The following is a 24,074-nucleotide window of genomic DNA, read 5'->3' on the forward strand; positions in this document are numbered from 1 at the left end:
ATATCATGAACTACAGGGATGATCGGGCGGGGCTGCGCATTCGGGGGAAGCGCGCAGGCTCGTCCTTTGTGGGGACGCTGCTGATGCTGGGGCTCCTCGCAGCCCCGGACTGCCTCAGTGCTGCGGACGCGCCGGTCGGCGATCAGGCGCCGATGCAGGCGCCGGATCTCGGCGTGTCGCCGGTCGCGACGATCGCGTCGAGGACGCGTTCTCTTTCGCTCGGCGTCGGCAAATCCGTCGTCATCGACCTGCCGCGCGAGGTCAAGGACGTGCTGGTGGCCGATCCCAAGATCGCCAATGCGGTCATCCGCTCGGCCCAGCGCGCCTATATCATCGGCGGCCAGGTCGGCCAGACCAACGTCGTGTTCTTCACCGCCGACGGCCAGCAGGTCGCCTCCTACGACATCGCGGTGAAGCGCGACCTCAACGGCATGCGTACGGCCTTGCGCCAGTCGCTGCCGGGCGTGCAGATCGAAGGCGTCGGCGATAGCGTGATGCTCACCGGCTCGGTATCGAGCCCGGTCGAGGCGCAACAGGCCGGCGACGTCGCAGCAAAGCTGGTCGGCGGCTCCGACAAGGTCGTCAACAACATCGTCGTGCGCGGCCGCGACCAGGTGATGCTCAAGGTCGTCGTCGGCGAAGTCCGCCGCGACATCGTCAAGCAGCTCGGTGTCGATCTCAGCGCCAGCCTGAACGCCGGCACCGCGGTGGTGAATTTCAACAATTCCAACCCGTTCTCGGTCTCGGGCGGCCCGCTCGTCAGCAGCAACGGGCTCGGTGTTACCGGACTTGCAAAAGGCGTGGCCACCGTCAACGCCACGATGCGGGCGATGGAAAGCGCCGGCGTGATGCGGACGCTGGCCGAGCCGAGCCTGACGGCGATCTCCGGCGAGTCCGCCACTTTCATCGCGGGCGGCGAATTCCCGATCCCTGCGGGTTATTCCTGCGATCCGGTCACCCACGTCTGCACCACCCAGATCACCTACAAGAAGTTCGGCATCTCCCTCAACTTCACGCCGGTCGTGCTCAGCGAGGGACGTATCAGCCTGCGCGTGATGACCGAAGTCTCGGAGCTGTCGAATCAGAACGCCATCTCCGTGACGCAGGCGGTGTCCGCCGGCCAGACCAGCTCGATCACCATCCCCTCGATCCAGACCCGCCGCGCCGAGACCACGCTCGAAATTCCCTCGGGCGGCTCGATGGCGATGGCCGGCCTGATCCAGCAGCAGACCAAGCAGGCGATCAACGGCCTGCCCGGTGTCGACCAGGTGCCGATCATCGGTGCGCTGTTCCGCAGCCAGGACTTCGTCAACAACGAGACCGAGCTGATGGTGATCGTGACGCCCTATGTGGTGCGCGCGGTCGCCCAGAAGGAATTGTCTCGGCCCGACGACGGCTTCGCGCCGGCCTCGGACGCACAGACGGCGCTGCTCGGCCGCATGAACCGTCTCTATGGCGTCGCGCGCCGCGTCGATCCGATCAACGGCGCGCCGGGCGATTTCGGCTTCATCATCGACTGATGACGGACGGTTTGGGGACCGGGCAAGACACGGGGCAAGAGGGGACCAGGCGATGACGACAACATCAGCCGATCGACGTCGCAGCTTGAGAATCGCGCTGGCATTGACGGGCCTCTCCGTCATGCTGGGCTCCTGCAACACCACCGGCGAGATCGTCACCCAGACGGTGCCGACCGACTATCGCCAGCGCCACCCGATCGCCGTGCAGGAAGGCAAGAAGTCGATCGTCATCTTCGTCGGCAAGGCGCGCGGCGGCCTCTCGGCCGCGCAGCACTCGGACATCGCGGGCATCGCGCGGGACTGGGTGCGGGAGGGCACCGGCTCCGTCGTCGTCGACGTCCCCGTCGACACCGCGAACTCGCGCGCGGCGGCCGCGACTTATCGGGACATCCGCGCCGTGCTCGCATCCGGCGGCGTGCCGCCCCGCGCCATCGTGCAGCATCCCTATCGCCCCGAGGATCCCGGACTGCTGCCCACCATCCGCTTGAGCTATTCCCGGATCGCCGCGGTGGCCGGCCCCTGCGGGCTGTGGCCGGAAGACATCGGGCCCAACATCCTCGATCCCGGCTACAACGAGAACCGGCCCTATTTCAATCTGGGCTGTGCCAGCCAGCGCAATCTCGCGGCGATGATCGACAACCCCGCCGATCTCGAGCAGCCGCGATCCGAGGCGCCCGCTTATACCGCCCGACGCGACATCGCCTTCGAGCGTTACCGCAAGGGTACGGCGATCTCGACTCCCTCACCCGAGACCGACAAGGCCAAACTCAGCGATATCGGCAAATGACAGCGCTTCACGAAGACGACGCGGACGATCCGCGGCACCCCGAGGAACATATCGCGCCGGTCCCCCGCATCTCGGTGCAGGCCTTTTGCGAGACCGAGAAGACACTCGCCGCGGTGACCGCGGCGGGGCAGGACCGACGGCTTGCCAAGGCGCACCTCACCGCCAAGGACGGCGGCCTTGCAGCGGCGATCGAAGTCTACGAATCGATGCCGACGCCGAACGTGATCGTGATCGAATCCGACGGCACCCGCGACATCCTCGAAGGGCTCGACGACCTCGCCGGCGTCTGCGATCCCGGCACCCGCGTGGTCGTGATCGGCAATCCCAACGACACCGCGCCCTATCGCGAGCTGGTGCGCCGCGGCGTCAACGACTACGTCGTCGGCCCGGTCGAAACCCTCGACGTCGTCCGCTCGATCTGCAGCCTGTTCTCCGCCTCCGAGGCCATCATCACCGGCCGCGTCATCGCGGTGGTCGGCGCCAAGGGCGGCGTCGGCGCGTCTACGGTCGCGCACAATGTGGCCTGGACCATCGCCCGCGACCTTTCGCTCGATTCGGTCGTGATCGATCTCGACCTCGCCTTCGGCACCGCGAGCCTCGACTACAACCAGGACCCGGTGCAGGGCATCGCCAACGCGGTGCTGTCGCAGGACCGCCCGGACACGGCGCTGATGGAACGCCTGCTCGCCAAATGCACCGAGCGCCTCAGCCTGCTCGCGGCGCCTGCCACGCTCGACCGCGTCTACGATTTCGGCGCCGAAGCCTTCGACGCCGTGTTCGACACGCTGCGCATGACCACGCCCTGCATCGTGCTCGACGTCCCCCACCAATGGTCCGGCTGGACGCGGCGCGCGCTGGTGAACGCCGACGACATCGTGATCGTCGCCGAGCCCGACCTCGCGAACTTGCGCAACACCAAGAACATGCTGAGCGTGCTGAAGGCGGCACGGCCGAACGACCGGCCGCCGCTTTACTGCATCAACCAGGTCGGCATGCACAAGCGCGCGGAGATCGAGGTCAAGGCGTTCGCCAAGACCATGGAAAGCCAGCCGATCGCGGTGATCCCGTTCGATTCGAAACTGTTCTCGACCGCGGCCAACAACGGCCAGATGATCGCCGAGGTCTCCAAGAACCACCGCACCACCGAGCTGTTTCAGAACATGGCGAACCGCCTCGCCGGCCGCGGCGAGGTGAAGAAGCCGAAGCGCTCGCTGCTCGAGCCGCTGCTGAGGAAGCTGAAGGGCCGGCCGGGACGTGGATCCGCCCCGCATCGCAAGGCGTCGTAGGCGTCCGCCAAAAGCGGCGGACTACTTGTCCGCCCGCTGCTGCTTCTTCGCCAGCAGCTGCCGCAACGCCGTGACCTTGGCCGCGGCCTGGTCCGGCGGCAAATCGGCCTTCACGAGGATTTCCGCCTCGGCCTCGCGGCCCTGCAATCCCAGCACGAGTGCCAGATTGGCGCGGACCCGCACATCGTTCTGATTGCGCTGATAAGCGCGGCCAAGCACCTGTTCGGCCCTCGGCAGATTGTTTTGCAGCATGTAGGACAGGCCGAGATTGGACAGCACGGTCGGCTCGTCCGGCACGATCTTCAATGCCGCGGCGTAATATTGCTGCGCTTCCTCGTTGCGGCCGAGTTGATCGAGCGCGGCGCCCTGTGCCGACAGGATGCGCCAGTCGGGATCCTCAGGGCTATGCGCACGGCCGAGGACGTCGAAGGCCTGCTGGAAATTGCCGTTGTCGGCGAGGGCGCGGCCGTAGCCGGCGAGAAGCGCCTTGTTGCCGGGATGGGCGAGCACGGCCTGCTCGAGCACCGCGACCGCCTGAGCGCGCTGGCCGCCATCGCGCAGCGCCTTGCCGTATTCGATGGCAATTGCGGGATCGCCGGGCTTGGCCCGGTAACGCTCGCGCAAGGCGTCCATGTCCGGCCTGCCGGTGGCCTTGTCATTGGTCTTATCACTGTTCTTGGCGGCGGATTCCTGCTTGCCGCCGAGCGCGCCGGTGACGTCCTCGATGCCGGTGGTCTGACAGCCGCCGAGGGCAAGGATCAGAACGGCGGAGCACAGATATCTCGCCGGGGGAAAGGCGAGGGACAAACGCTTGGACATACTCTGATCACTCGGCAACTGATCAGAGATGCTTGCCGATTAACGCTAAAGTCCCGTTAAGGACACAGGCCCTCGCGTCTCAATCGACGAATTCGGCACCGAATTCGCAGCCGATGCGCCAGCGCAGGCGGCACTGCCGGGAATAGTCCGGCGCGAAGATGATGGTGAATTGCGGCGGCACTTCCAGAAATTCCGCAACGACCTTCACGCCGCCATCCGAGATATCGGTGATGGTGCAGTCCCGCGGCAGCGAGCCCGCGCCAAAATGGATCTTGGCGAGCCGGCTGCACACCCGACGTTCGCTTCTCCGGCGATTTGCAAGCATTTGAACTGTTCACCCGTTAGACCACGGCCCATCCCGCAGGCCTAGGAGTAGCGGACATTCGTTGGAATGTGCTGAGGACGGAGAGTGGCATTCGAGGCGTAGTGTCCGTGCCTTGTTAACGACGGGTTAGGACTTGCGGCCGCTCCCAGACCGTTCCCGTATTGTTCTTGCGGACTGCGCCCGGCTCTGCTACCCCTAATTGTGCGAGAGGGCAGGCTGGTTTGAGCATGGTTCAGCGGGTTTCCACCGTCGCCTTTGAGGGGATCGAGGCCCGTGCGGTCGACGTGCAGGTGCAGGTTGCCCCGGGCCTGCCTGCCTTCGCCATCGTCGGCCTTCCGGACAAGGCGGTGTCGGAGGCGCGCGAACGGGTGCGCTCGGCGCTGATCGCCTCAGGGCTGGCGCTGCCGGCGCGCCGGATCATCGTCAATCTGGCGCCGGCCGACCTGCCGAAGGAGGGCAGCCATTACGACCTGCCGATCGCGCTCGGGCTGATGGCGGCGATCGGAGCGATCCCGCCGGACGCGCTGACGGGCTTCACCGTGCTCGGCGAGCTCGGCCTCGACGGCTCGATCGCGCCCGTGGCCGGCGTTCTTCCTGCCGCGATCGGCGCCAATATGCGCGAGGAAGGGCTGATCTGTCCGGCCTCCTGCGGCTCCGAAGCCGCCTGGGCGAGCCCGGACATCCAGATCATTGCCGCACACTCGCTGATCCAGATCGCCAACCATTTCAAGGGCACGCAGGTGCTGTCGCGACCCTCGCCGAAGGTCCACGAAGCTGCGGCGTCCACGCTCGACCTGCGCGACATCAAGGGCCAGGAAAGCGCCAAGCGGGCGCTGGAGATCGCGGCTGCCGGCGGGCACCATTTGCTGATGATCGGCGCGCCCGGCGCCGGCAAGTCGATGCTGGCGGCACGCCTGCCCTCGATCCTGCCGCCGCTCTCGCCGGGCGAGCTGCTCGAGGTTTCGATGATCGCCTCCGTCGCCGGCGAGATCGAAGGCGGCGCGCTGACGGCGCGGCGACCGTTCCGCTCGCCGCATCATTCCGCAAGCATGGCAGCCCTCACCGGCGGTGGCATGCGCGCCAAGCCCGGCGAGATCTCGCTGGCGCATCAGGGCGTGCTGTTCCTCGACGAGCTGCCGGAGTTTGATCCACGCGTGCTGGATTCGCTGCGGCAACCGCTGGAGAACGGCGAGGTCGCGGTGTCGCGCGCCAATCACCGTGTCACCTACCCTGCCCGCTTCATGCTGGTCGCGGCGATGAATCCGTGCCGCTGCGGCAATGCGTTCGAGCCCGGCTATGCCTGCAAGCGCGGCCGCATCGACCGCTGCACCGGCGATTACCAGGCGCGCATCTCGGGCCCGCTGATGGACCGCATCGATTTGCGCATCGAGGTGCCGGCGGTGACCGCAGCCGATCTGATCCTGCCGCCGCCGGCGGAAGGATCGGCCGAGGTTGCCGCGCGCGTGGCGGCAGCGCGCGACATCCAGCTCGCGCGTTACGCCGATGCCGGCCTGCCAAAAGTCCGCACCAATGCCGAGGCGCCCGCTTCCGTGCTCGAGGAGATCGCAAAGCCCGATGCGCAGGGACAGAAACTGCTGCGCGAGGCCGCCGAGACGATGCGGCTGTCGGCGCGCGGCTATCACCGCGTGCTGCGGGTGGCGCGCACGCTGGCCGATCTGGATTCCGCCGACAAGATCGGCCGGCTCCATCTGGCTGAAGCGCTGTCCTACCGCGCACTCGCGGAGGATGTGCGGCAGCTGGCTTGATCATCTAGGCGCATCAACCCGGCGGTAACGAGTTTCCTTTACGCTCTGCAAACCATAAGGCCCGCTCATCTGCGTTCAGAGTTCCCGGGGCCTGGCGAGTAGAGTGTCATGTTGCGTTTCAAGATCCTGGCCTCGGTGGTTCCCCTGTTGGCGGCTGCGGTCTTCGCCCGCGCGGAGATCGGATCGGTCTCGCATCCCTGCATCGCCCTCGGCGACACCTCGGTCGAGCTCACGTCGCTGTTCTGGACCGCCGGCGTGCATGTCGCCTTCACCGAAGATCCCTCCCGGGCCACGGTGCGGGTTCAGATCACCGACGATGCGGAAGCTGCGGACTTCACCGTGGTCGATGACGGCCTCGGATCCGAACCCGAATCCTGTCAGGCCAGCCCCTCGACGCGCCTTGTCTCGATTGCCGCTCAGCCCGTCGATGGCGGCCAGGTGATCTATCTTTCCACCGAAGGGCCGGCGGATTACCGCATCTATGTGCGCTCGAAGTCGTTCTCGCAGCGCGAGGCGGCGGCGCTGATCGTCGGCGCTCGTGGCGGTCACCGCCACCTCCAGGCTGCCTCGCTCTGAAGCATTAACACCTCGTCAACCCTGTTTGGAGGCAACCCCAACGCCTCAAACTGTTCGCAAGGTCGACGGGCCATCGTCGCACGCGGCAGTGGTGGGGTTTCGGACAACAGTCGGGGTGGCGATGGGTCGGACGTTCCGGATCAAGGTGCGCATGCGCCGCTTCAGGCGAAAGCACCCCCGCATCGCCTTTGCGATCCGCTCCTTCGTGATCTTCTCGGCGACGTTCGGCGGCGCCTATGGTTTCGTCACGGGCAGCCGGTCCGAGACCTCCGGCTACGATCCTCACGCCTTTGCGATCGGCGCCAGCTTCCTGTTTGCGCTCGCCTGTCTCGGCCTTGCGACGCTGAGCATGCGTCTGCGTTTCGTCAACAAGCGGATGCGTACGCTCGCCGCCCACAATGAGGCGCTGATCGACCGCAATTGGGAGCTGAAGGAGGCCGAAGAACGCGCCCGCAGCCTGTTCGAGCAGCAGGGCGACCTCATCGTGCTGCGCGCTACCGATGGCCGCATCACCTTCGCCAACGAGGCCTATTGCGCGCTGGCAGGACAGGCGCGTAGCGCTTTGGTCGGCACGCGTTTCGACTTCGACGTGCTGGAGCAGGGCGACAGCGCGCGCGAGAGCAACGGCACGCGCGTCCACGACCAGAAGATCGCAACTCCGCTCGGCGCGCGCTGGATCGCCTGGCGCGAAGGCTATGTCCGCCTCGATGCCGGGCAACCCGCCGAATTGCAAAGCGTGGGACGCGACGTCACCGACCGCACCGAGACCGAACGCGCTCTGTCCGATGCACGCGACCAGGCCGACGCCGCCAACCGCGCCAAATCGCGCTTCCTCGCCATGGCCTCGCACGAGATCCGCACGCCACTCAACGGCATCATCGGCATGGGCGGGCTGTTGCTCGACACCAATCTGACGCCGGAGCAGGCGACCTATGCCAAGGCGGTGAAGACCTCGGGCGAAGCCTTGATGGCGCTGATCGAGGAATTGCTCGACTATTCCAAGATCGAGGCCGGCAAGCTCGACCTCGAGCAGCGCCCCTTCGCGCTCTCGACCCTGATCGAGGAGATCACCGAGCTGCTGGCGCCGCGCGCGCAGGCCAAGACGCTCGAGATCGCCGCCTATGTCGACGAGCGTCTGCCGCTCGAGGTCGTCGGCGACGCCGCGCGGCTGCGCCAGGTGCTACTCAATCTCGCCGGCAACGCCATCAAGTTCACCGGCAAGGGCGGCGTGGCGCTGATCGTCGAGCCCGGCATCTGGCCGAACGAGATCAGCTTCCTGGTTCGCGACACCGGCATCGGCATCGCAGCCGAAGCCCAGCAACGCATCTTCCGCGAATTCGAGCAGGCCGACGAGCGCGTCGCCCGCACCTATGGCGGCACCGGGCTCGGCCTCGCCATCAGCGAGCGCATCGTCAAGCGCATGGGCGGCCGGATCACGCTCACGAGCGAGCCGGGGAAGGGCTCGACCTTCGAGATCGCGGTGCCGCTTCCGCCGTCACAAGCGAGCGCAGGACAGACCGCCTTTCCGAGCCCCGATCTCACCGGCAAGTCGATCCTCCTCGTCGCCGACGGCATCGAGGCCTCGCTGATCGCGCGACGCCTGGAGCGCTGGGGCGGCCAGACCTGCCTGGTTGCGGACGCCGCGGTCGCCGAAGCGCTGCTGCCGGAACGCTCATGGCATGCGGTGCTGGTCGATCGTGCGATCGGCCCTGGCATCACCGATCAGCTGGGCGAAATCGCCCGCGCACATGCGCTGCAGCGCCTCGTGCTGCTGACGTCGAGCTCGCGCCACGAGACGCTGTCGCCGGCCTTCACCGGCTTTCTGGTGAAGCCGCTGCGAGCGGCCTCGCTCGCCGCGCGGCTCGCGCTGACGCCGGAGGTCGCCTCGCCCGATCTCGCGCCGGAGCCGACCGCTGAAGCGGCCGGCACGCCAGCCGCAAAGGGCCTGTCGATCCTCGTCGCCGAGGACAACGAGATCAACGCGCTGCTGATGCGCTCGCTGCTGACGAAGCTCGGCCATCGCGTCGTCATCGCCGTCCACGGCGAGGCCGCGCTGGAGTCCTGGCTTGCGGCGTCATCGGCCGGCACACCCTATGATCTCGTGCTGATGGACATCCAGATGCCGCAGCTCGACGGTATCGAGGCGACGAAGCGCATCCGTGCGCATGAGGCGGCCACGGGCGGTCAGCACACACCGATCCTCGCGCTCACTGCCAATACGCTGGTGGAGGATCGCTATGCCTGCTTCGAAGCGGGCATGAACGGATTCCTGATCAAGCCGCTCGATCGCGACAAGCTCGATGAAGCGCTGGCAGGGCTCGCAGCATCGCGGCGGCTGGCCGTCTGATCGGGCTTCTCGCGGAATCCTGTCCCCTCAGGCAATCGATAATTGAATTCGGCCGCGATGCGCGTCACCATCCTCCGGGGCATTTGCCGGAGGATTTCGCACATGACTGTGCTGTGCCGCCTCGTATTCATTGTCCTTCTCGCCGGCTTCTCTCGATCCGCCGCGGCCGATACACCGGAGCTCATCGCCTCGCTCAGGCAAGGCGGCTACGTGCTGATCTTTCGGCACACCGCGACCGACGACAGCCAAAAGGACATCTACCCCTTCAAGTTCGACGACATGAGCGCCCAGCGTCAGCTCAGCGAGAAGGGCAGGGACGCGGCGCGCCGGATCGGGGCGGCGATCAAGGAGCTCGCGATCCCGATCGGCGATGTCTACACCAGCCGGCTGAACCGCGCGATCGAGGCCGGCGAGCTGATCTCCGGCCGCAAGGTCAAGCCGGTCGATGCCTTGACGGACAGCAGCAACGCCAGCGCGTCTGGAATGGCAAACCCGGCCGGCGCCAATGCGAAGGCTGGCCAGGCCGTGCGTCAGCTCGTCGATGCGCCGCCGAAGGCAGGCTTCAACACGTTCCTCGTCACCCACAAGACGAACATCGCCGATGCCTTCGGCAAGGATGCCGGCGACGTCCAGGAGGGCGAGGCCTTCGTCTACAAGACCAGCAGTTCCGGTCCCGCCACCTTTGCGGGGCGCATCAAGATCGCCGACTGGACTGCCAAGACCGGCAAGTGATCGACCGCATGCAATCTTGTCGCCGGCGCGAGGGAGGCAGGGCGTGACTTGCCGCTCCGGCACGGTCCTGTGCTACCAACGTCCCGTAAGGTGCGACTGGAGGACCGGCGGCACGTGAAAACATCGGAAGACCGCTCATTTCTCGTCTGGCTTGGCGTGATTTCCCTCGCCTTCGGCTGGCTGCTTTGGCCATTCTCTGGCGCCCTGTTGTGGGCCGCCCTGCTGGCGATCATCTTCGCGCCTTTCTATCGACGCTGCCTGGAACCGTTTCCGGAATGGCGCAACGTTGCCGCACTTTCCACCGTCATCGTCGTGGTCGTCATGGTCCTGATCCCCGTCGGGGTCGTGATTGCTTCGCTCGTCGACCAGGGAGGCGAGCTCTATCAGCGCGTCCAGACTGGCGAGATCAATCTGGCTCATCCCCTGCAGCGACTGAAGGCGGCACTGCCGGACTGGGCCGCGTCCTTGTCGGACCGGCTGGCCGGCATCGATCTGACGGCCCTGAAAGAACGCTTATCGAGCCTGGTCGTCCCGGCCGGCCAGCAGCTGGCCGGGCACGCGATCAACATCGGTCAGCTGACGCTGGAGTTCGTCGCGAGCCTGCTCGTGATGCTGTACTTGCTGTTCTTCTTCCTGCGCGACGGTGACGAGCTGAGCTTGCGTATCCGCGATGCGCTGCCGCTGCGAGCGAGCCACACCGCCAGGATCCTCGATGCGTTCACGCTTGCGGTTCGCGGCACGATCAAGGGGATCATACTGGTTGCCATGATCCAGGGCGCACTCGGCGGCCTGATCTTCTGGCTGCTCGGCCTGACTGCGCCGCTGCTGGCCGGCGCTGTCATGGCGCTGCTTTCGCTTCTGCCGGTGGTTGGCTCCGCCCTGGTCTGGGTTCCGGCCGGCCTCTATTTGCTGTTGTCGGGCGCCGTCACGAAGGGAATCATCCTTCTCGCTTTCGGGACCTTCGTGATCGGCCTTGCCGATAATTTTCTGCGCCCAATTCTGGTCGGACAGTCGATCCGGATGCCGAGCTATGTCGTGCTGCTCGCCACCCTGGGTGGCCTTGCGACCTTCGGCGCGAACGGCTTCGTCATCGGCCCGCTCGTCGCTGCAATGTTCCTGACGGCGTGGCAGATCTTCGTCGGCTCCAAAGAGCGACAAGAGGTTCGCAAGTGACGGGTCAGGCGGCGTAAGCCATGAAGCGCGGCGCGGACAGCTTGTCAGGCGACCTCTGAGTCCCCTTGAAGAGGGTGTCCGCCTGCGCGGTCCGCTTGCAATGCGGGCAGACGAACAGATGCGCGATGATTGGAACCGGCTCGTCGGCGAGCAGTTCCGAGCGAAACCACCTCATCTCAAGGTGGCAGTCCGGGCAGGTCGGCGCTTCAAGCTGCTCGGCAGCACTTCTGAGACGATCAACCATGGAACCTCCGCATTTTGAAGGTCATAGCCGAATACCTGCTGGTGGTCTGCAACAAAAGGCACCTTGTCCGAACAGACCCGCGCCTTCTCGACCGGCGCGATCACAGACGTCTGAGCGCGACGCTCTCCACCGCGTGATCCGCGCCCTTCTTCAGGATCAGGGTCGCGCGGGGTCGCGTCGGCAGGATGTTGTCCTCGAGATTGGCGAGGTTGGTGCGCTCCCAGATCGCGGTGGCAGTGGCGGTGGCTTCTTCGTCCGACAGCAGCGCATAGCGGTTGAAGTAGGATTTCGGGTTGGTGAACGCGGTGTCGCGCAGCGCCAGAAAGCGCTTGATGTACCACCGCCGCAGCGCCGCCTCGTCGGCGTCGATATAGACCGAGAAATCGAAGAAGTCGGAGACCACGGGCACCGCTTTGCCGTCACGCGGCAGCTTGCCGGTCTGCAGCACATTGACGCCCTCGACGATCAGGATGTCGGGCTGGTCGATCTCGGCCCATTCGTTCGGTACGATGTCGTAGGTCAGATGCGAATAGACCGGCGAGCGCACATGGCGGCGTCCGGACTTGATATCGGAGAGGAAGCTCAGCAGCAGCGGCAGGTCGTAGCTCTCCGGAAAGCCCTTTTTCTGGAGGATGCCCTGCTGTTCGAGCAGGGCCTTCGGGTAGAGAAACCCGTCGGTGGTGATCAGTTCGACCTTCGGGCGCGGCGACCAGCGCGCCAGCAAGGCCTGGAGCACGCGGGCCGTGGTGGATTTCCCGACGGCGACCGAACCGGCGACCCCGATGATGTAGGGCACCTTGCGGTCACGGATGTTCAGAAACTGGCGCTCCGCGTAATACAGGCGCTGCATCGCATCGACATAGATCGAGAGCAAGCGCGACAACGGAAGATAGATATCCTCGACTTCCTTGAGATCGAGGCGGTCGTGCAGCGAGCGCAGCCGGTCGAACTCGCCCGGCTCCAGCGTCATCGGCGTGTCGTCGCGCAGCCGCGCCCACTCTTCGCGCGTGTAAACGCGGTACGGATTATACTGCTGCTCGGGTGCGCGGATATCCATGACGCGACCTTTCCGTTAAGAGCTCGATTAGCTGCCGCTCTTGCGAGACGCTTTCTCTTCCAACCCTGACATATTCGTCCGCTTGTCCAGCGCCGCCTCGACCTCTTCCAGCTTTACGCCGCGGGACTTGAGCAGGACAAGGAAATGATAGAGCAGGTCCGCGCTTTCGGCGATCAGATGCGCGCGGTCGTTTTCGACTGCTGCGATTACGGTTTCGACTGCTTCCTCGCCGAACTTTTTGGCGCAATGCTCGGCGCCCTTGTCCAGAAGCTTGCGGGTATAGGAGGCCTCGCCGCCGGCGGCGGCGCGGGCGTCGATGGTCTCGGCCAAATCGTGGATGGTAAAACGCGGCATCGGACTTACTCGGAAACACGTGAGGCCATGGAGGCCATTCCCCGCCGGCCTGTGTAGCATTTTTGCGATCTGGAGTCGTCAGGCATCGAGGCGCATCGCCAGCCCGCGCCGGGCCATATGCTCCTTGGCTTCACGGATGGTGAATTCCCCGAAATGGAAGATCGAGGCCGCCAGAACGGCGGTGGCGTGTCCGTCGCGGATACCGTCGACGAGATGATCGAGATTGCCGACGCCGCCCGAGGCGATCACGGGAACGGGAACGCTGTCGGCGATGGCCCGGGTCAGCGGGATGTCGAAGCCCTGCCGGGTGCCGTCGCGGTCCATCGAGGTGAGCAGGATTTCGCCGGCCCCGAGCGAGACCACTTCCTGGGCGTATTCGATGGCGTCGATGCCGGTCGAGTTGCGGCCGCCATGGGTGAAGATCTCCCAGCGGTCGCCGCCCGGGCGCTTGACGCGCTTGGCGTCGATCGCAACCACGACGCACTGCTCGCCGAATTTCTCGGCCGCTTCCTTGACGAACTCGCGCCGCGACACGGCCGCGCTGTTGATCGAGACCTTGTCGGCGCCGGCGCGCAGCAGCGTCTTGATGTCGTTGACCTCACGCACGCCGCCGCCGACGGTGACAGGCATGAAGCAGGCTTCCGCGGTACGGCGGACGACATCCAGCATGATGCCGCGGTTCTCATGGGTCGCGGTGATGTCGAGGAAGGTGAGCTCGTCGGCGCCCGCCGCGTCATAGGCGATCGCGGCTTCGACGGGGTCGCCGGCATCCCTGAGATCGACGAAGTTCACACCCTTGACGACTCGGCCGTCCTTGACGTCGAGGCAGGGGATCACGCGCACCTTGAACATCAGATGTCTCCTAGGCGGCGCGCGCGTTGCGGATCAAGGTGAGGGCCGCGGTCGGATCGAGCCGGCCGTCATAGAGCGCACGGCCGGCGATCGCGCCGGCGAGCTTCTTGGCGCGCGGCGTCAGCATCGCCTTGACGTCCTCGATCGAGGCGAGGCCGCCGGAAGCGATCACGGGAATGGAGATCGCATCTGCCAGCGCGATGGTCGCATCGAGGTTCAAGCCCTTGAGCAAGCCGTCGCGCGCGATGTCGGTGAAGATGATGGCGGCGACGCCGGCATCCTCGAACCGCTTTGCGATCTCGAGCACCGTGACCTGCGAGGTCTCGGCCCAGCCTTCGACCGCGACCTTGCCGTCACGCGCATCCAGCCCGACCGCAACGCGGCCGGGGAATTTCTTCGCAGCCGCCTTCACCAGCTCGGGGTCCCGCACCGCGGCGGTGCCGATGATGACACGGGTGATGCCCTTGTCGAGCCAGGCTTCGACGGTCTTGAGATCGCGAATGCCGCCGCCAAGCTGCACCGGGATCTTGATCGTCTTCAGCATGGCCTCGACGGCCTCGGCATTCACCGGCTTGCCGGCAAAGGCACCGTCGAGATCGACGACGTGGAGATACTCAAAACCCTGCTCGACGAAGCTCTGCGCCTGCGCGGCCGGGTTGAGGTTGAACACGGTCGCGCGCGCCATGTCGCCTTGCTCGAGGCGCACGCATTGGCCGTTCTTGAGGTCGATCGCGGGAAAGAGAATCACGGTTTCCATCGCAAGAAGTTCGAGATCAAAGCAAGACCGAAGCGCTGGCTCTTCTCGGGGTGAAACTGCGTGCCGATGGCGGTATCCTTGCCGACGATCGCGGTGACGGGACCGCCGTAATCGGCGCGCGCGAGCACGTCCGCCTCGTTGGCGGCGTTGAGGTGATAGGAGTGCACGAAATAAGCGTGCTGGCCCTTGGGACCGAGCGGCAGCTTGTTCAGCACCGGATGCTCCTGCAGCAGGTCGAGCGTATTCCAGCCCATGTGCGGGATCTTCAGGCTCTCGTCACGCGGCGTGATTTTCTCGACGTCGCCACCGATCCAGTTCAGGCCTTCGGTGATGACGTGCTCCTTGCCGCGGCTGGCCATCAACTGCATGCCGACACAGATTCCGAAGAACGGCCGCGCCTTGACGCGCACCGCTTCGGTGATCGCGTCGACCATGCCGTTGACGGCATCAAGGCCGCGCCGGCAATCGGCGAAGGCGCCGACGCCCGGCAGCACCAGACGGTCAGCCTCGTAGGCCTGATCGGGATCGCTGGTGACGAAGACCTTTTGCGGATGCTCCAGGCTGCGCGCGGCACGCTCGAATGCCTTTGCGGCGGAATGCAGATTGCCGGAACCGTAATCGATGATGGCGACGCTCATCTTGACCCTCCCGGTTCTGGAAACAATCCAATGATGCCGCCGGCCGGAATCGGCGGCGGGTTCGAGAATTGCTGACCCGGCGTATGGCGGGTCGGCGGCGGGCCGCCGCGATCGACGGCCCATTGATCGTTGACGATGCCGTGCTGCTTCTGGCTCCAGCGCTCGAAGAAGCGGCGCTCGGCCGTGTCCTCGTCGTCGGCAATCACCACATCGAGCTGCCGCCACTTGCCGCGCGACAGCGTCCAGCGGCGCAGGCTTGCGGCTTCGAGACCCATCAGCAGGGCAACGACGAGATCGGCGCAGAAGATCGACGAGCGTCCGACACCAAGGCTCGACAGCCCCGTGTTGAACGCGGCCACGAAGATCAGATAGCCGATCAGGGCCAGCCACAGCCGGTTCCAAAGCAGCCAGAGCGGTCCGAAGACCATCGCCCAGAAATGAAAGCCGTCGCGCACGAACACGAACTTGTCGGTCGCGCGCAGATCGGCTCCGGCAGGCGAGGGAGCATGAACTGTGTAGACAGGCATGGTGATGCCCCGTTCCCAAAAATTCAGTGGTACCGCAAGCGGCGCGCCCGCCGCTGGCCGAAGACGTCAGCCGCCGAGCGAGCCCTTGGTGGACGGGATTTCGCCCGCCGCCTTCGGATCGATCGCGACCGCGGTGCGCAGCGCCCGCGCCAGACCCTTGAAGCAGGACTCGGCGATATGATGGCTGTTATCGCCATATAGGGTCTCGACGTGGAGAGTCACGCCGGCGTTCATGGCGAAAGCCTGGAACCACTCGCGCACCAGCTCGGTGTCGAACTCGCCGATCTTGTCGCGTGGGAATTCGGCCTTGAACACCAGGAACGGGCGGCCCGAGATGTCGACGACCACGCGCGACAGCGTCTCGTCCATGGGCATGTGCACGCCGGCATAGCGGGTGATGCCCGCCATGTTGCCGAGCGCCTGCCTGACCGCCTGGCCGAGCGCGATGCCGGTGTCTTCGGTGGTATGGTGATAGTCGATGTGCAGGTCGCCCACCGCCTTCACCGTGAGGTCGATGCGGGAATGGCGGGCGAGGAGATCGAGCATATGGTCGAAAAAGCCGATGCCGGTCGCGATATTGGCCACGCCGGTGCCGTCGAGGTTCACGGAGACCTCGATGTCGGTTTCCTTGGTCTTGCGCTTGATCGTCGCGGTGCGCATTGAAACTAGCTCTCATCCTGGCTCGGGGCCGAAAACGCCGGTCTTTTAACAGCCAAATGACGCCTTCGCTACCGCGGGATCGCCTTGGCTGGGCGGCACTTCCACCTATGGTGACCGAAATTGGGGCCGGAGCGGCCCGTTGTGCCCTTAGCTCCGACCGCCTAAATCAGGCCGGACAACGAGGATCATTCATGCAGGCTTCCCAGAACAGCTCGCCGGGCTGGCACGGCACGACGATTTTGACGGTCCGCAAGGGCGGCAAGGTGGTGGTCGGCGGCGACGGCCAGGTCTCGATCGGCCAGACCGTGATCAAGTCCAACGCCAAGAAGGTCCGGAAACTGGGCAAGGGTGACGTGATCGGCGGCTTTGCCGGCGCCACCGCCGACGCCTTCACCCTGTTCGAGCGGCTGGAGGCCAAGCTCGAGCAATATCCGGGGCAGCTGACCCGGGCCGCGGTCGAGCTCGCCAAGGATTGGCGTACCGACCGCTATCTGCGGCGGCTGGAGGCGATGATGATCGTGGCCGACAAGGACGTCTCCCTGGTGCTGACCGGCACCGGCGACGTATTGGAGCCCGAGGCCGGCGTGATGGCGATCGGCTCCGGCGGCAATTACGCGCTGGCGGCGGCCCGGGCCCTGCTCGACACCGACAAGGACGCCGAGACCATCGTCCGCCGCTCCCTCGACATCGCCGCGGATATTTGCGTCTACACCAACCGGAATTTGACCATCGAGAGCCTGGCAACGGGGTAGGCGATGGCGCCCGCCTACGCCTTCCGGGCGATGACCACGGCCGACCTGCCGCTGATCCGGCGGTGGCTGGGCGAGGCGCATGTGCGGGACTGGTGGGGCGATCCGGACGAGCAGTTTGCGCTGGTCAGTGGCGATCTCGACGAACCCGCCATGGACCAGTTCATCGTGTTGGCCGGCCAGCAGCCGCTGGGCTATCTTCAATGTTATCGGCTGACCGCCTGGAATACCGGGTTCGGGCCGCAACCGGAGGGCACGCGTGGGATCGACCAGTTCATCGGCGAGAGCGGCATGATCGAACGCGGTCACGGCTCGGCCTTCATCCGTCAATTTGCCGATGAGCAGTTTCGCAGCGGCCTGCCCCGCATGGTCACCGATCCTGATCCGCTCAACGCGCGCGCTTTGCGCGCCTATGAGAAAGCGGGTTTCATCCGCGACCGCATGGTCGAGACGCCGGACGGGCCAGCGCTGCTGATGGTGCGCGAGCCGTGACGCTGACGAGCACGCACGAAAGCAAGGTCGCGGTCCCGCCGTTCGCCTGGGCCGGCATCGCGCTGTTGCTGCTGGCGCTGCAGGCCGCGATCCTGTTCGCGATGGGGCGGGTGCCGATCTGCACCTGCGGCTATGTCAAGCTGTGGCACGGCGTGGTGAACAGCTCGGAGAACTCGCAGCACATCGCCGACTGGTACACCTTCTCGCACATCCTGCACGGCTTCCTGTTCTACGGCCTGACCTGGCTTCTGTTCGTGCGCATGCCGTTCCTGTCCTTGTCTTGGCCGGCGCGGTTGATCATCGCCATGCTGATCGAAGGCGCCTGGGAGATCGTCGAGAACTCGCCGTTCATCATCGAGCGCTACCGCGCCGGCACGATCTCGCTGGATTATTTCGGCGACAGCATCGTCAATTCGGTCTCCGACAATCTGGCCATGATGCTCGGGTTCGTCGTCGCGCGCGTGCTGCCGGTATCAGCGACGATCCTGATCGGCCTCGCCTTCGAGCTCATGCTGGCGCTTCACATTCGCGACAATCTGACGCTCAACATCCTGATGCTGATCCATCCGATCGAAGCCGTGAAGCAGTGGCAGTCGGGTCCGCCCATCATCTGACCGAAAAAGCGACTTGTCCTTGGCCGCCTCCCGCCCTAGCTAGACAGACATGACAGACTTCTCTCCCCGCGAAATCGTTTCCGAACTCGACCGTTTCATCGTCGGCCAGGCCGATGCCAAGCGCGCCGTCTCGATCGCGCTGCGCAACCGCTGGCGGCGGCAGCAGCTCACCGGCTCCCTGCGCGAAGAGGTGCTGCCGAAGAACATTTTGATGATCGGCCCGACCGGAGTCGGCAAAACCGAGATCGCGCGGCGGCTCGCCAAGCTGGCGAATGCGCCGTTCCTGAAGGTGGAGGCCACGAAATTCACCGAGGTCGGCTATGTCGGCCGCGACGTCGAGCAGATCGTGCGTGATCTCGTCGAGGTCGCGATCGCCCAGGTGCGCGAGAAGAAGCGCAAGGACGTGCAGGCCCGCGCCCAGCTCGCCGCCGAGGAGCGCGTGCTCGACGCACTGGTCGGCGCCAATGCCTCGTCCACGACGCGTGAGTCTTTCCGCAAGAAACTGCGCGCCGGCGAATTGAACGACAAGGAAATCGAGATCGAGACGCAAGGCGGCGGCAGCGGCATGCCGATGTTCGAGATCCCGGGCATGCCGGGCGCGCAGATGGGCGCGATCTCGATCGGCGACATCTTCGGCAAGCTGGGCGGCCGCAGCAAGACGCGGCGGCTGACAGTCGAGGGCTCGCACGAGATCCTCATCAACGAGGAATCCGACAAATTGCTGGATACCGATCAGCTGACGCTGGAGGCGATCAGCGCGGTCGAGAACAACGGTATCGTGTTCCTCGACGAGATCGACAAGATCTGCGCGCGTGACGGCCGCGTCGGCGGCGACGTCTCGCGCGAAGGCGTGCAGCGCGATCTGCTGCCGCTGATCGAGGGCACCACGGTCTCGACCAAGCACGGCGCGGTGAAGACCGACCACATCCTGTTCATCGCCTCCGGCGCCTTCCACGTCGCAAAGCCGTCAGACCTGTTGCCGGAATTGCAGGGCCGCCTGCCGATCCGCGTCGAATTGCAGGCGCTGACCCGCGACGACATGCGCCGCATCCTGACCGAGCCCGAGGCCTCGCTGATCAAGCAGTATGTCGCCTTGATGCAGACCGAGGGCGTGACGCTCGACATCACCGACAGCGCCATCGACGCGCTCGCCGACGTCGCGGTCGCCGTCAACTCCACCGTCGAGAATATCGGTGCGCGGCGGCTGCAGACGGTGATGGAGCGGGTGCTGGACGAGATCTCCTTCACCGCCCCAGACCGCAACGGCGAGACCGTCCAGGTCGATGCCGATTTCGTGCAAAAGCACGTCGGCGATCTCGCCAAGAACACGGATCTGAGCCGGTTCATTTTGTGAATCGGCCGCATTCGGCTATCTATCCGCTGTCGTCCCCGCGAACGCGGAGACCCATCATCACCAGCGGTCCTTGTTGAAACAGATGGCGGCCCCGATCCCGGCTCAAACAACGTCCCGTGGTTTTGGGTCCCGAATCTGCGCTCGCTTGTCCGGGATGACGGCGGTGATAGATGTCGCCATTCCAGGTGCGGCGTGATCGCTCGGATCCGGCAAAACCCCTGGCGTCTGCTGCTCGCGATCAACGCGGTGGTGGTCGTCGGCGTGTTCGTTCACAAGATCCAGTTGCCGCCTTACGTCCCCTACATTCACCTTCTGGTCGATTACCATTTCGGCTTCATCAAGCGCGCGCTGATCGGCGCGGTCGTCGCTCTGTTCACGGCAAAGGTGCCAGTCTGGCTGGTGTTCGCGATTGGCGGCGCGACCTGGCTGGTGACGCTTGGCCTTTATGCAAGACTGTTTCAAAAAACGTTCGGCTTCACCGTGAAGACGCTGCCGCTGTTCGTGTTCATCGCGGGCTCGCCGTTCTTCCTGAAGAACTTCATGCACACGCTCGGCCATTTCGACATCTATGGCTGCGCGCTGGCGATCGTCCTGCTGCTGATGCCGGCGGGTTCGCTGCTGTTTGTTGCCACGGCCGCGCTGTTCTCGGTCATTCTCGTGCTGATCCACCATATCCATCTGCTGATGTATGTGCCGACGATCGTCACCATCGTCGTGGTCAGGCACTATCTCGCCTTTGACTGCAATCGCAGCAACGTCGCCTTCGGCATCGTTGCCCTCGGCCTTGTCTCCGTGCTGTTCTTCGCCGCGCAATTCTTGGGAACAATGCCGATCCCGGAGGCGGATTTCGTCGCGTATCTAGAGGCGCGGATGGCCGACCCCGCGCGTACCGACCTCCTGCAGTTCGCCTACATCTGGTACCAGCCGCTGGCAAAGGAGATTTCGGACACCTGGGGCCGCCTGCCGCACAACATCCTCGGCGTACCTGTATTCGCGTTGCTGATCTGGCTGCACACGCCGCTGTGGCGTTTCTTCGCGAGCCTGATCGGCGCACTCGCAAGCGAGACGCACCGCCGCCTCGTCATCGCGGCGCTGATCGGCGTCAGCCTCGCCTATCTCGTGATGTTCGCGATGGTGTTCGACTATTCGCGCTGGATCTCGAACTGGGCGGTCTGCATGTTCCTGGTCCTGCATGTGGTGAAGATGCTGCCGGCCGCGCGGGACGCTGCGTTGATTCCGGCGGAGGATCAGAAGACAAATATCTTCGGCCTGATCCTGACCCTGATCCCGCGCGTCGGCATTGTCCGGCCGTTCTAGACCCTCGCCCGTCTGATCCGGACATATAGCGCGCCCTCGCCGCCGTGGCCGATATGCGCGGTCTCGAAGCCGACGACGAAGGCACGGAACTCCGGCAGGCTCAGCCATTCCGGCACCAGACGGCGCAGCACGCCGCTTTCGCCGCCGCTGCGGCCCTTGCCGGTGATGACGAGCACGAAGGTGAGGCCGTCATGATGGGCGCGATGCAGGAAGCCGGAGAGGGCGCGATGGGCGCGCGTCTGGGTCATGCCGTGCAGATCGAGCCGCGCCTCGATCTCGCTGCGGCCGCGCGACAATTTTGCGCGCTCCCGCTTGCCGAGCGGCGCCAAGGGCGGGACTGGTGGTTTCGCGACCCGCGGCGCCGGTGCAGCAGCAACCGGCCTTGCCGGAGGCGACGGCCGGGCGACCTGAGCCAAGTGTGAAGGCGCGGCGGGCGGCGCGGCATGTGCCTTGGTCACGCGATGCTTCCTGAGCGGCTTGACCTGTTTGGCGACCATATCCCACAGCGCGCGCTCCTCCTCGCTCAGCGCGCGGCGGCGCGGCGAGGGGCGAGGCTCCAGCACGGGCGGACGGGACGATCGCTTCATTGCTGCCGATGGGGACGATTCTTCACCGGTCGACGCGGCTCAGGGGCAGGGTCGATCGCGGGGCGCGGCACCGGTAGCGGAACGGGGCCGGCGGTGGCAACCGTTTCGTTCCTGTCTTGCGCCGCGGCGGCAGCAGGTGCGTCGGCCTTTGCCGGGGGGGTCTGCGGAAACAGCTTTGCGATCTTCTCGGACGGCCGCGGGTCCGGAACCGGCAGCCGCGCAGCGCGCGCGCTGGGATCGAGGCCCTTCGGCACCAGCATCACGAAATGCATGGGATGGCGCAGCCGCCCGGAGATGCGGCCGGCCTCATGGCCCGCACCGAAAAACAGATCGGCGCGCGCGGGGCCGATGATGGCCGAGCCGGTGTCCTGCGCGATCATCAACCGGTGGAACGGCGTCTTCGCGCGCTCGGACTCGATGGGCAGCTCGCCCTCGATGAAGAACGGCGTGCCGTAGACATGCAGGGACTTGTCGACCGCGATCGAACGTCCCGCCGTCAGCGGAATGCCCTGCGCGCCCACCGCCTCGTCCTTGTCGGAAAGGTTGACCTCGCGAAAGAAGATGTAGGCGCGGTTCGCGCGGCGCAGCTCCTTGGCGCCGTCAGGGTTCTGCGCCATCCATTCCCGGATCTTCTGCATCGACATCTCTTCCTTCGGAATGATGCCGCGCTCGATCAGGATGCGCCCGACGGCGGTGTAGGGATAGCCGTTATAGGCATCGTAGTTGAGCCGGACCGACGTGCCGTCGTCGAACTTGATCCGCGCCGAACCCTGGATCTGCGCGAACAACAGATCGGTCGGATCCTTCAGCCAGGCGATCTCCAGCCCGCGGCCGGCGATCTTGCCGTCCTCGATCTCGCCACGGTCGTAATAGGGCACCAGCTTGCGGCGGCCGATCTTGCGATAGACCGGCCCCTTGTTGGGCAGGCTCACCGAATCCTGCTTGTAGCCGCGCACGAACAAATTCGAGGGTCGGCGGTAGACCGGAACATTGTAGACGTCGGTCGGCGTGCGCGATCCCTCCAGCACCGGCTCGTAGTAGCCGGTGATGAAACCGTCGGGCTCGCCGAGACGCGAGATGCGCAGCGGCGCGAAATTTTCCTCGAAGAAGGTTTTGGCTTTGGCGTCGTCGATCAGCTCGAGCGATCTTGCCGCCCGGCAAGGTTCGTTCAGCGAACCTGCCAGCGCCTTGGGTTCGGCCGCGCCGGTCTGCGCGTTGATCGTCTTGCAGCTGGCGCGAAACGTCTTGAACGCCGCGAGATGATCGTCATCGCCCCAGCCTTTCACGTCCGCCCAGGCCAGCGGCAGATATTGCGCGCCTGAGATTTCGAAGGGCAGTGGCAGCTGCGGATAGGGCAAGGCCCGCGGCGGAGCAGCAGGCAGCGCCGGAGCATGATGGTGATGGCTGCGATAGTGGCGCCGCGCCGCCTCGGCGCCGAGCGAAAACGATGACAGCACGACGACGCCTGCGCAAAGCGCCGTCGCGCTGTTCTTCAGAAAAACCTTAATTCGCGCTTCCGGTGCCAACCAGCTTCCAGTTCGGATCGCGAGAGGTGATGTCGCGGGCGAAAGTCCAGATGTCGGTGATGTCGGCGACCGTGTCGGCACTGCCGTCGACGATGTTGCCGGCCTTGTCGCGGGTGGCCGAGATCATCTGCGAGACGAAGCGGATCGTGAGCTGGGCGGTACGGTCGCGCAGCTCGGCACCGACGAGCTCGGCCTTGTCGATCGAGACGAAGCGGGTCTCGGTCTTCTGTTCGTTCTTCTCGCGCTCCTTGATCGCGGCGTCGAAGCTATCATAGACGTCTGACGACAGCAGGTCGCGCAGCGCGCGGCGGTCGCCATTGGCAAAAGCCAGCACGATCATCTCGTAGGCACCGCGGGCGCCCGAGATGAAATGGCGCGGATCGAACGTGGAATCCTTGTCGACGATGGCATCCAGGCCCTGCGCCAGCGCGGTGCCGGGTTCGGTGAGGCCTTTCCAGCGGTCGGAGGGCGGGGTCGGCTCGGCGGTCGGCGCCAACGGGGCCTGGTCGATCACCTTGCCCGGCATGGTCACGACGTTGTTGTCCTGGGCACCCCCCAGCGCATTGCGGGCCGCAGTCCGGTCGAACGGCGGCCGTTCGTTGCCGGTCCGCTGACCGAGCACGCTGCGCAGCCGCAGAAAGATGAAGACCGCCAGCGCCAGGAAGATGATGGTGTAGATGTCCACGTCGTATTCGCTTTCTGGTCTTCTCAAGAAGTGGCCGACTAGAAGGGGCTCGTTGCCGGGAAAATCAATCCGGCCAGTAGACCGTTCCATACTGGAACGGCAAGTCTACATCACCATTTTAGGTCCGCGTCAGGTCCGTGGGATGTAGGCACGAAATCTTGCCCGGCCAATGGCGCCTTTTGGCACAGCACCGAGTGTAGCGCGTTTTATCGTTAAGGGGAAATCCGATCCTGCCCGGAAATCGCGCATCTTCAATCGTTTAAGGCGCTATTTGGCGGAAAAGGCAGGATGAGCGTCATAGTTGTGAGCGTGGGCCCGATCCTCCCTCCG

26 protein-coding genes are annotated in these 24,074 nt (G+C 65.3%); 13 read left to right on the forward strand and 13 right to left on the reverse strand.

Translation table 11 applies throughout. The features are described 5' to 3' along the window. The first annotated feature begins 5 nt into the window (after positions 1-5). From CO669_RS14370 to CO669_RS14380, 3 genes are read left to right on the forward strand one after another with little or no spacing between them, the layout of a single operon-like run. Complete coding sequence (locus CO669_RS14370; protein ID WP_097660465.1) at positions 6-1,520, forward strand: type II and III secretion system protein family protein; 1,515 nt, start codon at positions 6-8, stop codon at positions 1,518-1,520. Positions 1,521-1,572: 52 nt separating this feature from the next. Continuing rightward, entirely contained in the window at positions 1,573-2,307 is a 735-nt protein-coding gene (locus CO669_RS14375) for a CpaD family pilus assembly protein (RefSeq protein ID WP_097660466.1), read from the forward strand. Next, positions 2,304-3,593, forward strand: a complete 1,290-nt coding sequence (locus CO669_RS14380; RefSeq protein WP_097660467.1) for a CpaE/TadZ family protein — start codon at positions 2,304-2,306, stop codon at positions 3,591-3,593. Before CO669_RS14375 ends, CO669_RS14380 begins: the two co-directional genes overlap by 4 nt. Positions 3,594-3,614: 21 nt before the next feature. Here the strand turns inward: CO669_RS14380 and CO669_RS14385 are convergent, their stop codons facing one another. Then, complete coding sequence (locus tag CO669_RS14385) at positions 3,615-4,412, reverse strand: tetratricopeptide repeat protein (RefSeq protein ID WP_097660468.1); 798 nt, start codon at positions 4,410-4,412, stop codon at positions 3,615-3,617. 79 nt (positions 4,413-4,491) lie between these two features. Further along, positions 4,492-4,737: a PilZ domain-containing protein gene (locus CO669_RS14390; protein WP_018644993.1), complete on the reverse strand. Its 246-nt coding sequence runs from the start codon at positions 4,735-4,737 to the stop codon at positions 4,492-4,494. 227 nt (positions 4,738-4,964) lie between these two features. Between CO669_RS14390 and CO669_RS14395 the strand changes: the two genes are divergently transcribed. The 5 genes from CO669_RS14395 to CO669_RS14415 all read left to right on the forward strand — a co-directional run bounded on the left by CO669_RS14395 (position 4,965) and on the right by CO669_RS14415 (position 11,331). Beyond that, positions 4,965-6,503, forward strand: a complete 1,539-nt coding sequence (locus CO669_RS14395) for a YifB family Mg chelatase-like AAA ATPase (protein WP_097660469.1) — start codon at positions 4,965-4,967, stop codon at positions 6,501-6,503. A 108-nt stretch (positions 6,504-6,611) separates the two neighbouring features. Further along, positions 6,612-7,079, forward strand: coding sequence for a hypothetical protein (locus CO669_RS14400; protein ID WP_097660470.1), 468 nt, complete (start codon positions 6,612-6,614; stop codon positions 7,077-7,079). 121 nt (positions 7,080-7,200) lie between these two features. Then, positions 7,201-9,426, forward strand: a complete 2,226-nt coding sequence (locus CO669_RS14405; RefSeq protein ID WP_198964014.1) for an ATP-binding protein — start codon at positions 7,201-7,203, stop codon at positions 9,424-9,426. A 102-nt stretch (positions 9,427-9,528) separates the two neighbouring features. Then, on the forward strand, positions 9,529-10,158 hold the full coding sequence (locus CO669_RS14410; RefSeq protein WP_198964015.1) for a histidine phosphatase family protein: 630 nt from the start codon (positions 9,529-9,531) through the stop codon (positions 10,156-10,158). A gap of 90 nt (positions 10,159-10,248) precedes the next feature. Further along, positions 10,249-11,331, forward strand: coding sequence for an AI-2E family transporter (locus CO669_RS14415; protein ID WP_245444313.1), 1,083 nt, complete (start codon positions 10,249-10,251; stop codon positions 11,329-11,331). A 4-nt stretch (positions 11,332-11,335) separates the two neighbouring features. On the opposite strand, the gene CO669_RS14420 is transcribed toward CO669_RS14415, so the two are convergent. The 8 genes from CO669_RS14420 to hisB form a co-directional block, all read right to left on the reverse strand. Continuing rightward, positions 11,336-11,575, reverse strand: a complete 240-nt coding sequence (locus CO669_RS14420; protein ID WP_097660472.1) for a hypothetical protein — start codon at positions 11,573-11,575, stop codon at positions 11,336-11,338. A gap of 100 nt (positions 11,576-11,675) precedes the next feature. Beyond that, a complete protein-coding gene (coaA, locus tag CO669_RS14425; protein WP_097660473.1) occupies positions 11,676-12,632 on the reverse strand; it encodes a type I pantothenate kinase in 957 nt (318 codons plus the stop codon). Positions 12,633-12,659: 27 nt separating this feature from the next. After that, the gene (locus CO669_RS14430; protein WP_097660474.1) at positions 12,660-12,986 is read right to left on the reverse strand and encodes a phosphoribosyl-ATP diphosphatase; all 327 of its coding nucleotides are present in this window, start codon (positions 12,984-12,986) and stop codon (positions 12,660-12,662) included. Positions 12,987-13,064: 78 nt separating this feature from the next. After that, the gene (hisF, locus tag CO669_RS14435) at positions 13,065-13,838 is read right to left on the reverse strand and encodes an imidazole glycerol phosphate synthase subunit HisF (RefSeq protein ID WP_027561669.1); all 774 of its coding nucleotides are present in this window, start codon (positions 13,836-13,838) and stop codon (positions 13,065-13,067) included. Between the two features lie 10 nt (positions 13,839-13,848). Continuing rightward, entirely contained in the window at positions 13,849-14,586 is a 738-nt protein-coding gene (gene hisA, locus CO669_RS14440; RefSeq protein ID WP_097660712.1) for a 1-(5-phosphoribosyl)-5-[(5-phosphoribosylamino)methylideneamino]imidazole-4-carboxamide isomerase, read from the reverse strand. Further along, on the reverse strand, positions 14,583-15,233 hold the full coding sequence (hisH, locus tag CO669_RS14445; RefSeq protein WP_097660475.1) for an imidazole glycerol phosphate synthase subunit HisH: 651 nt from the start codon (positions 15,231-15,233) through the stop codon (positions 14,583-14,585). Before hisH ends, hisA begins: the two co-directional genes overlap by 4 nt. Next, a complete protein-coding gene (locus CO669_RS14450) occupies positions 15,230-15,760 on the reverse strand; it encodes a DUF2628 domain-containing protein (protein WP_097660476.1) in 531 nt (176 codons plus the stop codon). The genes hisH and CO669_RS14450 overlap by 4 nt, the downstream gene beginning before the upstream one ends. 66 nt (positions 15,761-15,826) lie before the next feature. Continuing rightward, positions 15,827-16,420 (reverse strand): imidazoleglycerol-phosphate dehydratase HisB, encoded by a 594-nt coding sequence (gene hisB, locus CO669_RS14455; protein WP_097660477.1) that lies wholly within the window; start codon positions 16,418-16,420, stop codon positions 15,827-15,829. 191 nt (positions 16,421-16,611) lie between these two features. Between hisB and hslV the strand changes: the two genes are divergently transcribed. The 5 genes from hslV (at position 16,612) to CO669_RS14480 (ending at position 20,946) form a co-directional block, all read left to right on the forward strand. Next, a complete protein-coding gene (hslV, locus tag CO669_RS14460; protein ID WP_097660478.1) occupies positions 16,612-17,172 on the forward strand; it encodes an ATP-dependent protease subunit HslV in 561 nt (186 codons plus the stop codon). A gap of 3 nt (positions 17,173-17,175) precedes the next feature. After that, positions 17,176-17,661 carry a GNAT family N-acetyltransferase gene (locus CO669_RS14465; RefSeq protein ID WP_097660479.1) on the forward strand — a complete coding sequence of 162 codons (486 nt, stop codon included), beginning with the start codon at positions 17,176-17,178 and terminating at the stop codon, positions 17,659-17,661. After that, positions 17,658-18,275 carry a DUF2585 domain-containing protein gene (locus CO669_RS14470; protein ID WP_097660480.1) on the forward strand — a complete coding sequence of 206 codons (618 nt, stop codon included), beginning with the start codon at positions 17,658-17,660 and terminating at the stop codon, positions 18,273-18,275. The genes CO669_RS14465 and CO669_RS14470 overlap by 4 nt, the downstream gene beginning before the upstream one ends. A 49-nt stretch (positions 18,276-18,324) precedes the next feature. Then, positions 18,325-19,629 carry an ATP-dependent protease ATPase subunit HslU gene (hslU, locus tag CO669_RS14475; protein ID WP_097660481.1) on the forward strand — a complete coding sequence of 435 codons (1,305 nt, stop codon included), beginning with the start codon at positions 18,325-18,327 and terminating at the stop codon, positions 19,627-19,629. Between the two features lie 192 nt (positions 19,630-19,821). Then, positions 19,822-20,946, forward strand: a complete 1,125-nt coding sequence (locus CO669_RS14480; RefSeq protein WP_097660482.1) for a hypothetical protein — start codon at positions 19,822-19,824, stop codon at positions 20,944-20,946. On the opposite strand, the gene CO669_RS14485 is transcribed toward CO669_RS14480, so the two are convergent. The 3 genes from CO669_RS14485 to CO669_RS14495 are packed head-to-tail and all read right to left on the reverse strand — an operon-like array spanning position 20,943 to position 23,744. Continuing rightward, positions 20,943-21,533: a Smr/MutS family protein gene (locus CO669_RS14485; protein WP_097660483.1), complete on the reverse strand. Its 591-nt coding sequence runs from the start codon at positions 21,531-21,533 to the stop codon at positions 20,943-20,945. The two genes, CO669_RS14480 and CO669_RS14485, sit on opposite strands and share 4 nt — an antisense overlap. Further along, complete coding sequence (mltA, locus tag CO669_RS14490) at positions 21,530-23,059, reverse strand: murein transglycosylase A (RefSeq protein ID WP_198964016.1); 1,530 nt, start codon at positions 23,057-23,059, stop codon at positions 21,530-21,532. Before mltA ends, CO669_RS14485 begins: the two co-directional genes overlap by 4 nt. Then, positions 23,037-23,744, reverse strand: a complete 708-nt coding sequence (locus tag CO669_RS14495) for a Tim44/TimA family putative adaptor protein (RefSeq protein WP_097660484.1) — start codon at positions 23,742-23,744, stop codon at positions 23,037-23,039. The genes mltA and CO669_RS14495 overlap by 23 nt, the downstream gene beginning before the upstream one ends. Positions 23,745-24,074: the final 330 nt, after the last annotated feature.

Source organism: Bradyrhizobium sp. Y36 (genome assembly GCF_002531575.1).
GTDB lineage: Bacteria > Pseudomonadota > Alphaproteobacteria > Rhizobiales > Xanthobacteraceae > Bradyrhizobium.

Coding starts and splice junctions, on each gene's coding strand:
- CO669_RS14370 (WP_097660465.1), top strand. CDS start 6: ATGAACTACAGGGATGATCGGGCGGGGCTGCGCATTCGGGGGAAGCGC.
- CO669_RS14375 (WP_097660466.1), top strand. CDS start 1,573: ATGACGACAACATCAGCCGATCGACGTCGCAGCTTGAGAATCGCGCTG.
- CO669_RS14380 (WP_097660467.1), top strand. CDS start 2,304: ATGACAGCGCTTCACGAAGACGACGCGGACGATCCGCGGCACCCCGAG.
- CO669_RS14385 (WP_097660468.1), bottom strand. CDS start 4,412: ATGTCCAAGCGTTTGTCCCTCGCCTTTCCCCCGGCGAGATATCTGTGC.
- CO669_RS14390 (WP_018644993.1), bottom strand. CDS start 4,737: ATGCTTGCAAATCGCCGGAGAAGCGAACGTCGGGTGTGCAGCCGGCTC.
- CO669_RS14395 (WP_097660469.1), top strand. CDS start 4,965: ATGGTTCAGCGGGTTTCCACCGTCGCCTTTGAGGGGATCGAGGCCCGT.
- CO669_RS14400 (WP_097660470.1), top strand. CDS start 6,612: ATGTTGCGTTTCAAGATCCTGGCCTCGGTGGTTCCCCTGTTGGCGGCT.
- CO669_RS14405 (WP_198964014.1), top strand. CDS start 7,201: ATGGGTCGGACGTTCCGGATCAAGGTGCGCATGCGCCGCTTCAGGCGA.
- CO669_RS14410 (WP_198964015.1), top strand. CDS start 9,529: ATGACTGTGCTGTGCCGCCTCGTATTCATTGTCCTTCTCGCCGGCTTC.
- CO669_RS14420 (WP_097660472.1), bottom strand. CDS start 11,575: ATGGTTGATCGTCTCAGAAGTGCTGCCGAGCAGCTTGAAGCGCCGACC.
- coaA (WP_097660473.1), bottom strand. CDS start 12,632: ATGGATATCCGCGCACCCGAGCAGCAGTATAATCCGTACCGCGTTTAC.
- CO669_RS14430 (WP_097660474.1), bottom strand. CDS start 12,986: ATGCCGCGTTTTACCATCCACGATTTGGCCGAGACCATCGACGCCCGC.
- hisF (WP_027561669.1), bottom strand. CDS start 13,838: ATGTTCAAGGTGCGCGTGATCCCCTGCCTCGACGTCAAGGACGGCCGA.
- hisH (WP_097660475.1), bottom strand. CDS start 15,233: ATGAGCGTCGCCATCATCGATTACGGTTCCGGCAATCTGCATTCCGCC.
- CO669_RS14450 (WP_097660476.1), bottom strand. CDS start 15,760: ATGCCTGTCTACACAGTTCATGCTCCCTCGCCTGCCGGAGCCGATCTG.
- hisB (WP_097660477.1), bottom strand. CDS start 16,420: ATGCGCACCGCGACGATCAAGCGCAAGACCAAGGAAACCGACATCGAG.
- hslV (WP_097660478.1), top strand. CDS start 16,612: ATGCAGGCTTCCCAGAACAGCTCGCCGGGCTGGCACGGCACGACGATT.
- CO669_RS14465 (WP_097660479.1), top strand. CDS start 17,176: ATGGCGCCCGCCTACGCCTTCCGGGCGATGACCACGGCCGACCTGCCG.
- hslU (WP_097660481.1), top strand. CDS start 18,325: ATGACAGACTTCTCTCCCCGCGAAATCGTTTCCGAACTCGACCGTTTC.
- CO669_RS14485 (WP_097660483.1), bottom strand. CDS start 21,533: ATGAAGCGATCGTCCCGTCCGCCCGTGCTGGAGCCTCGCCCCTCGCCG.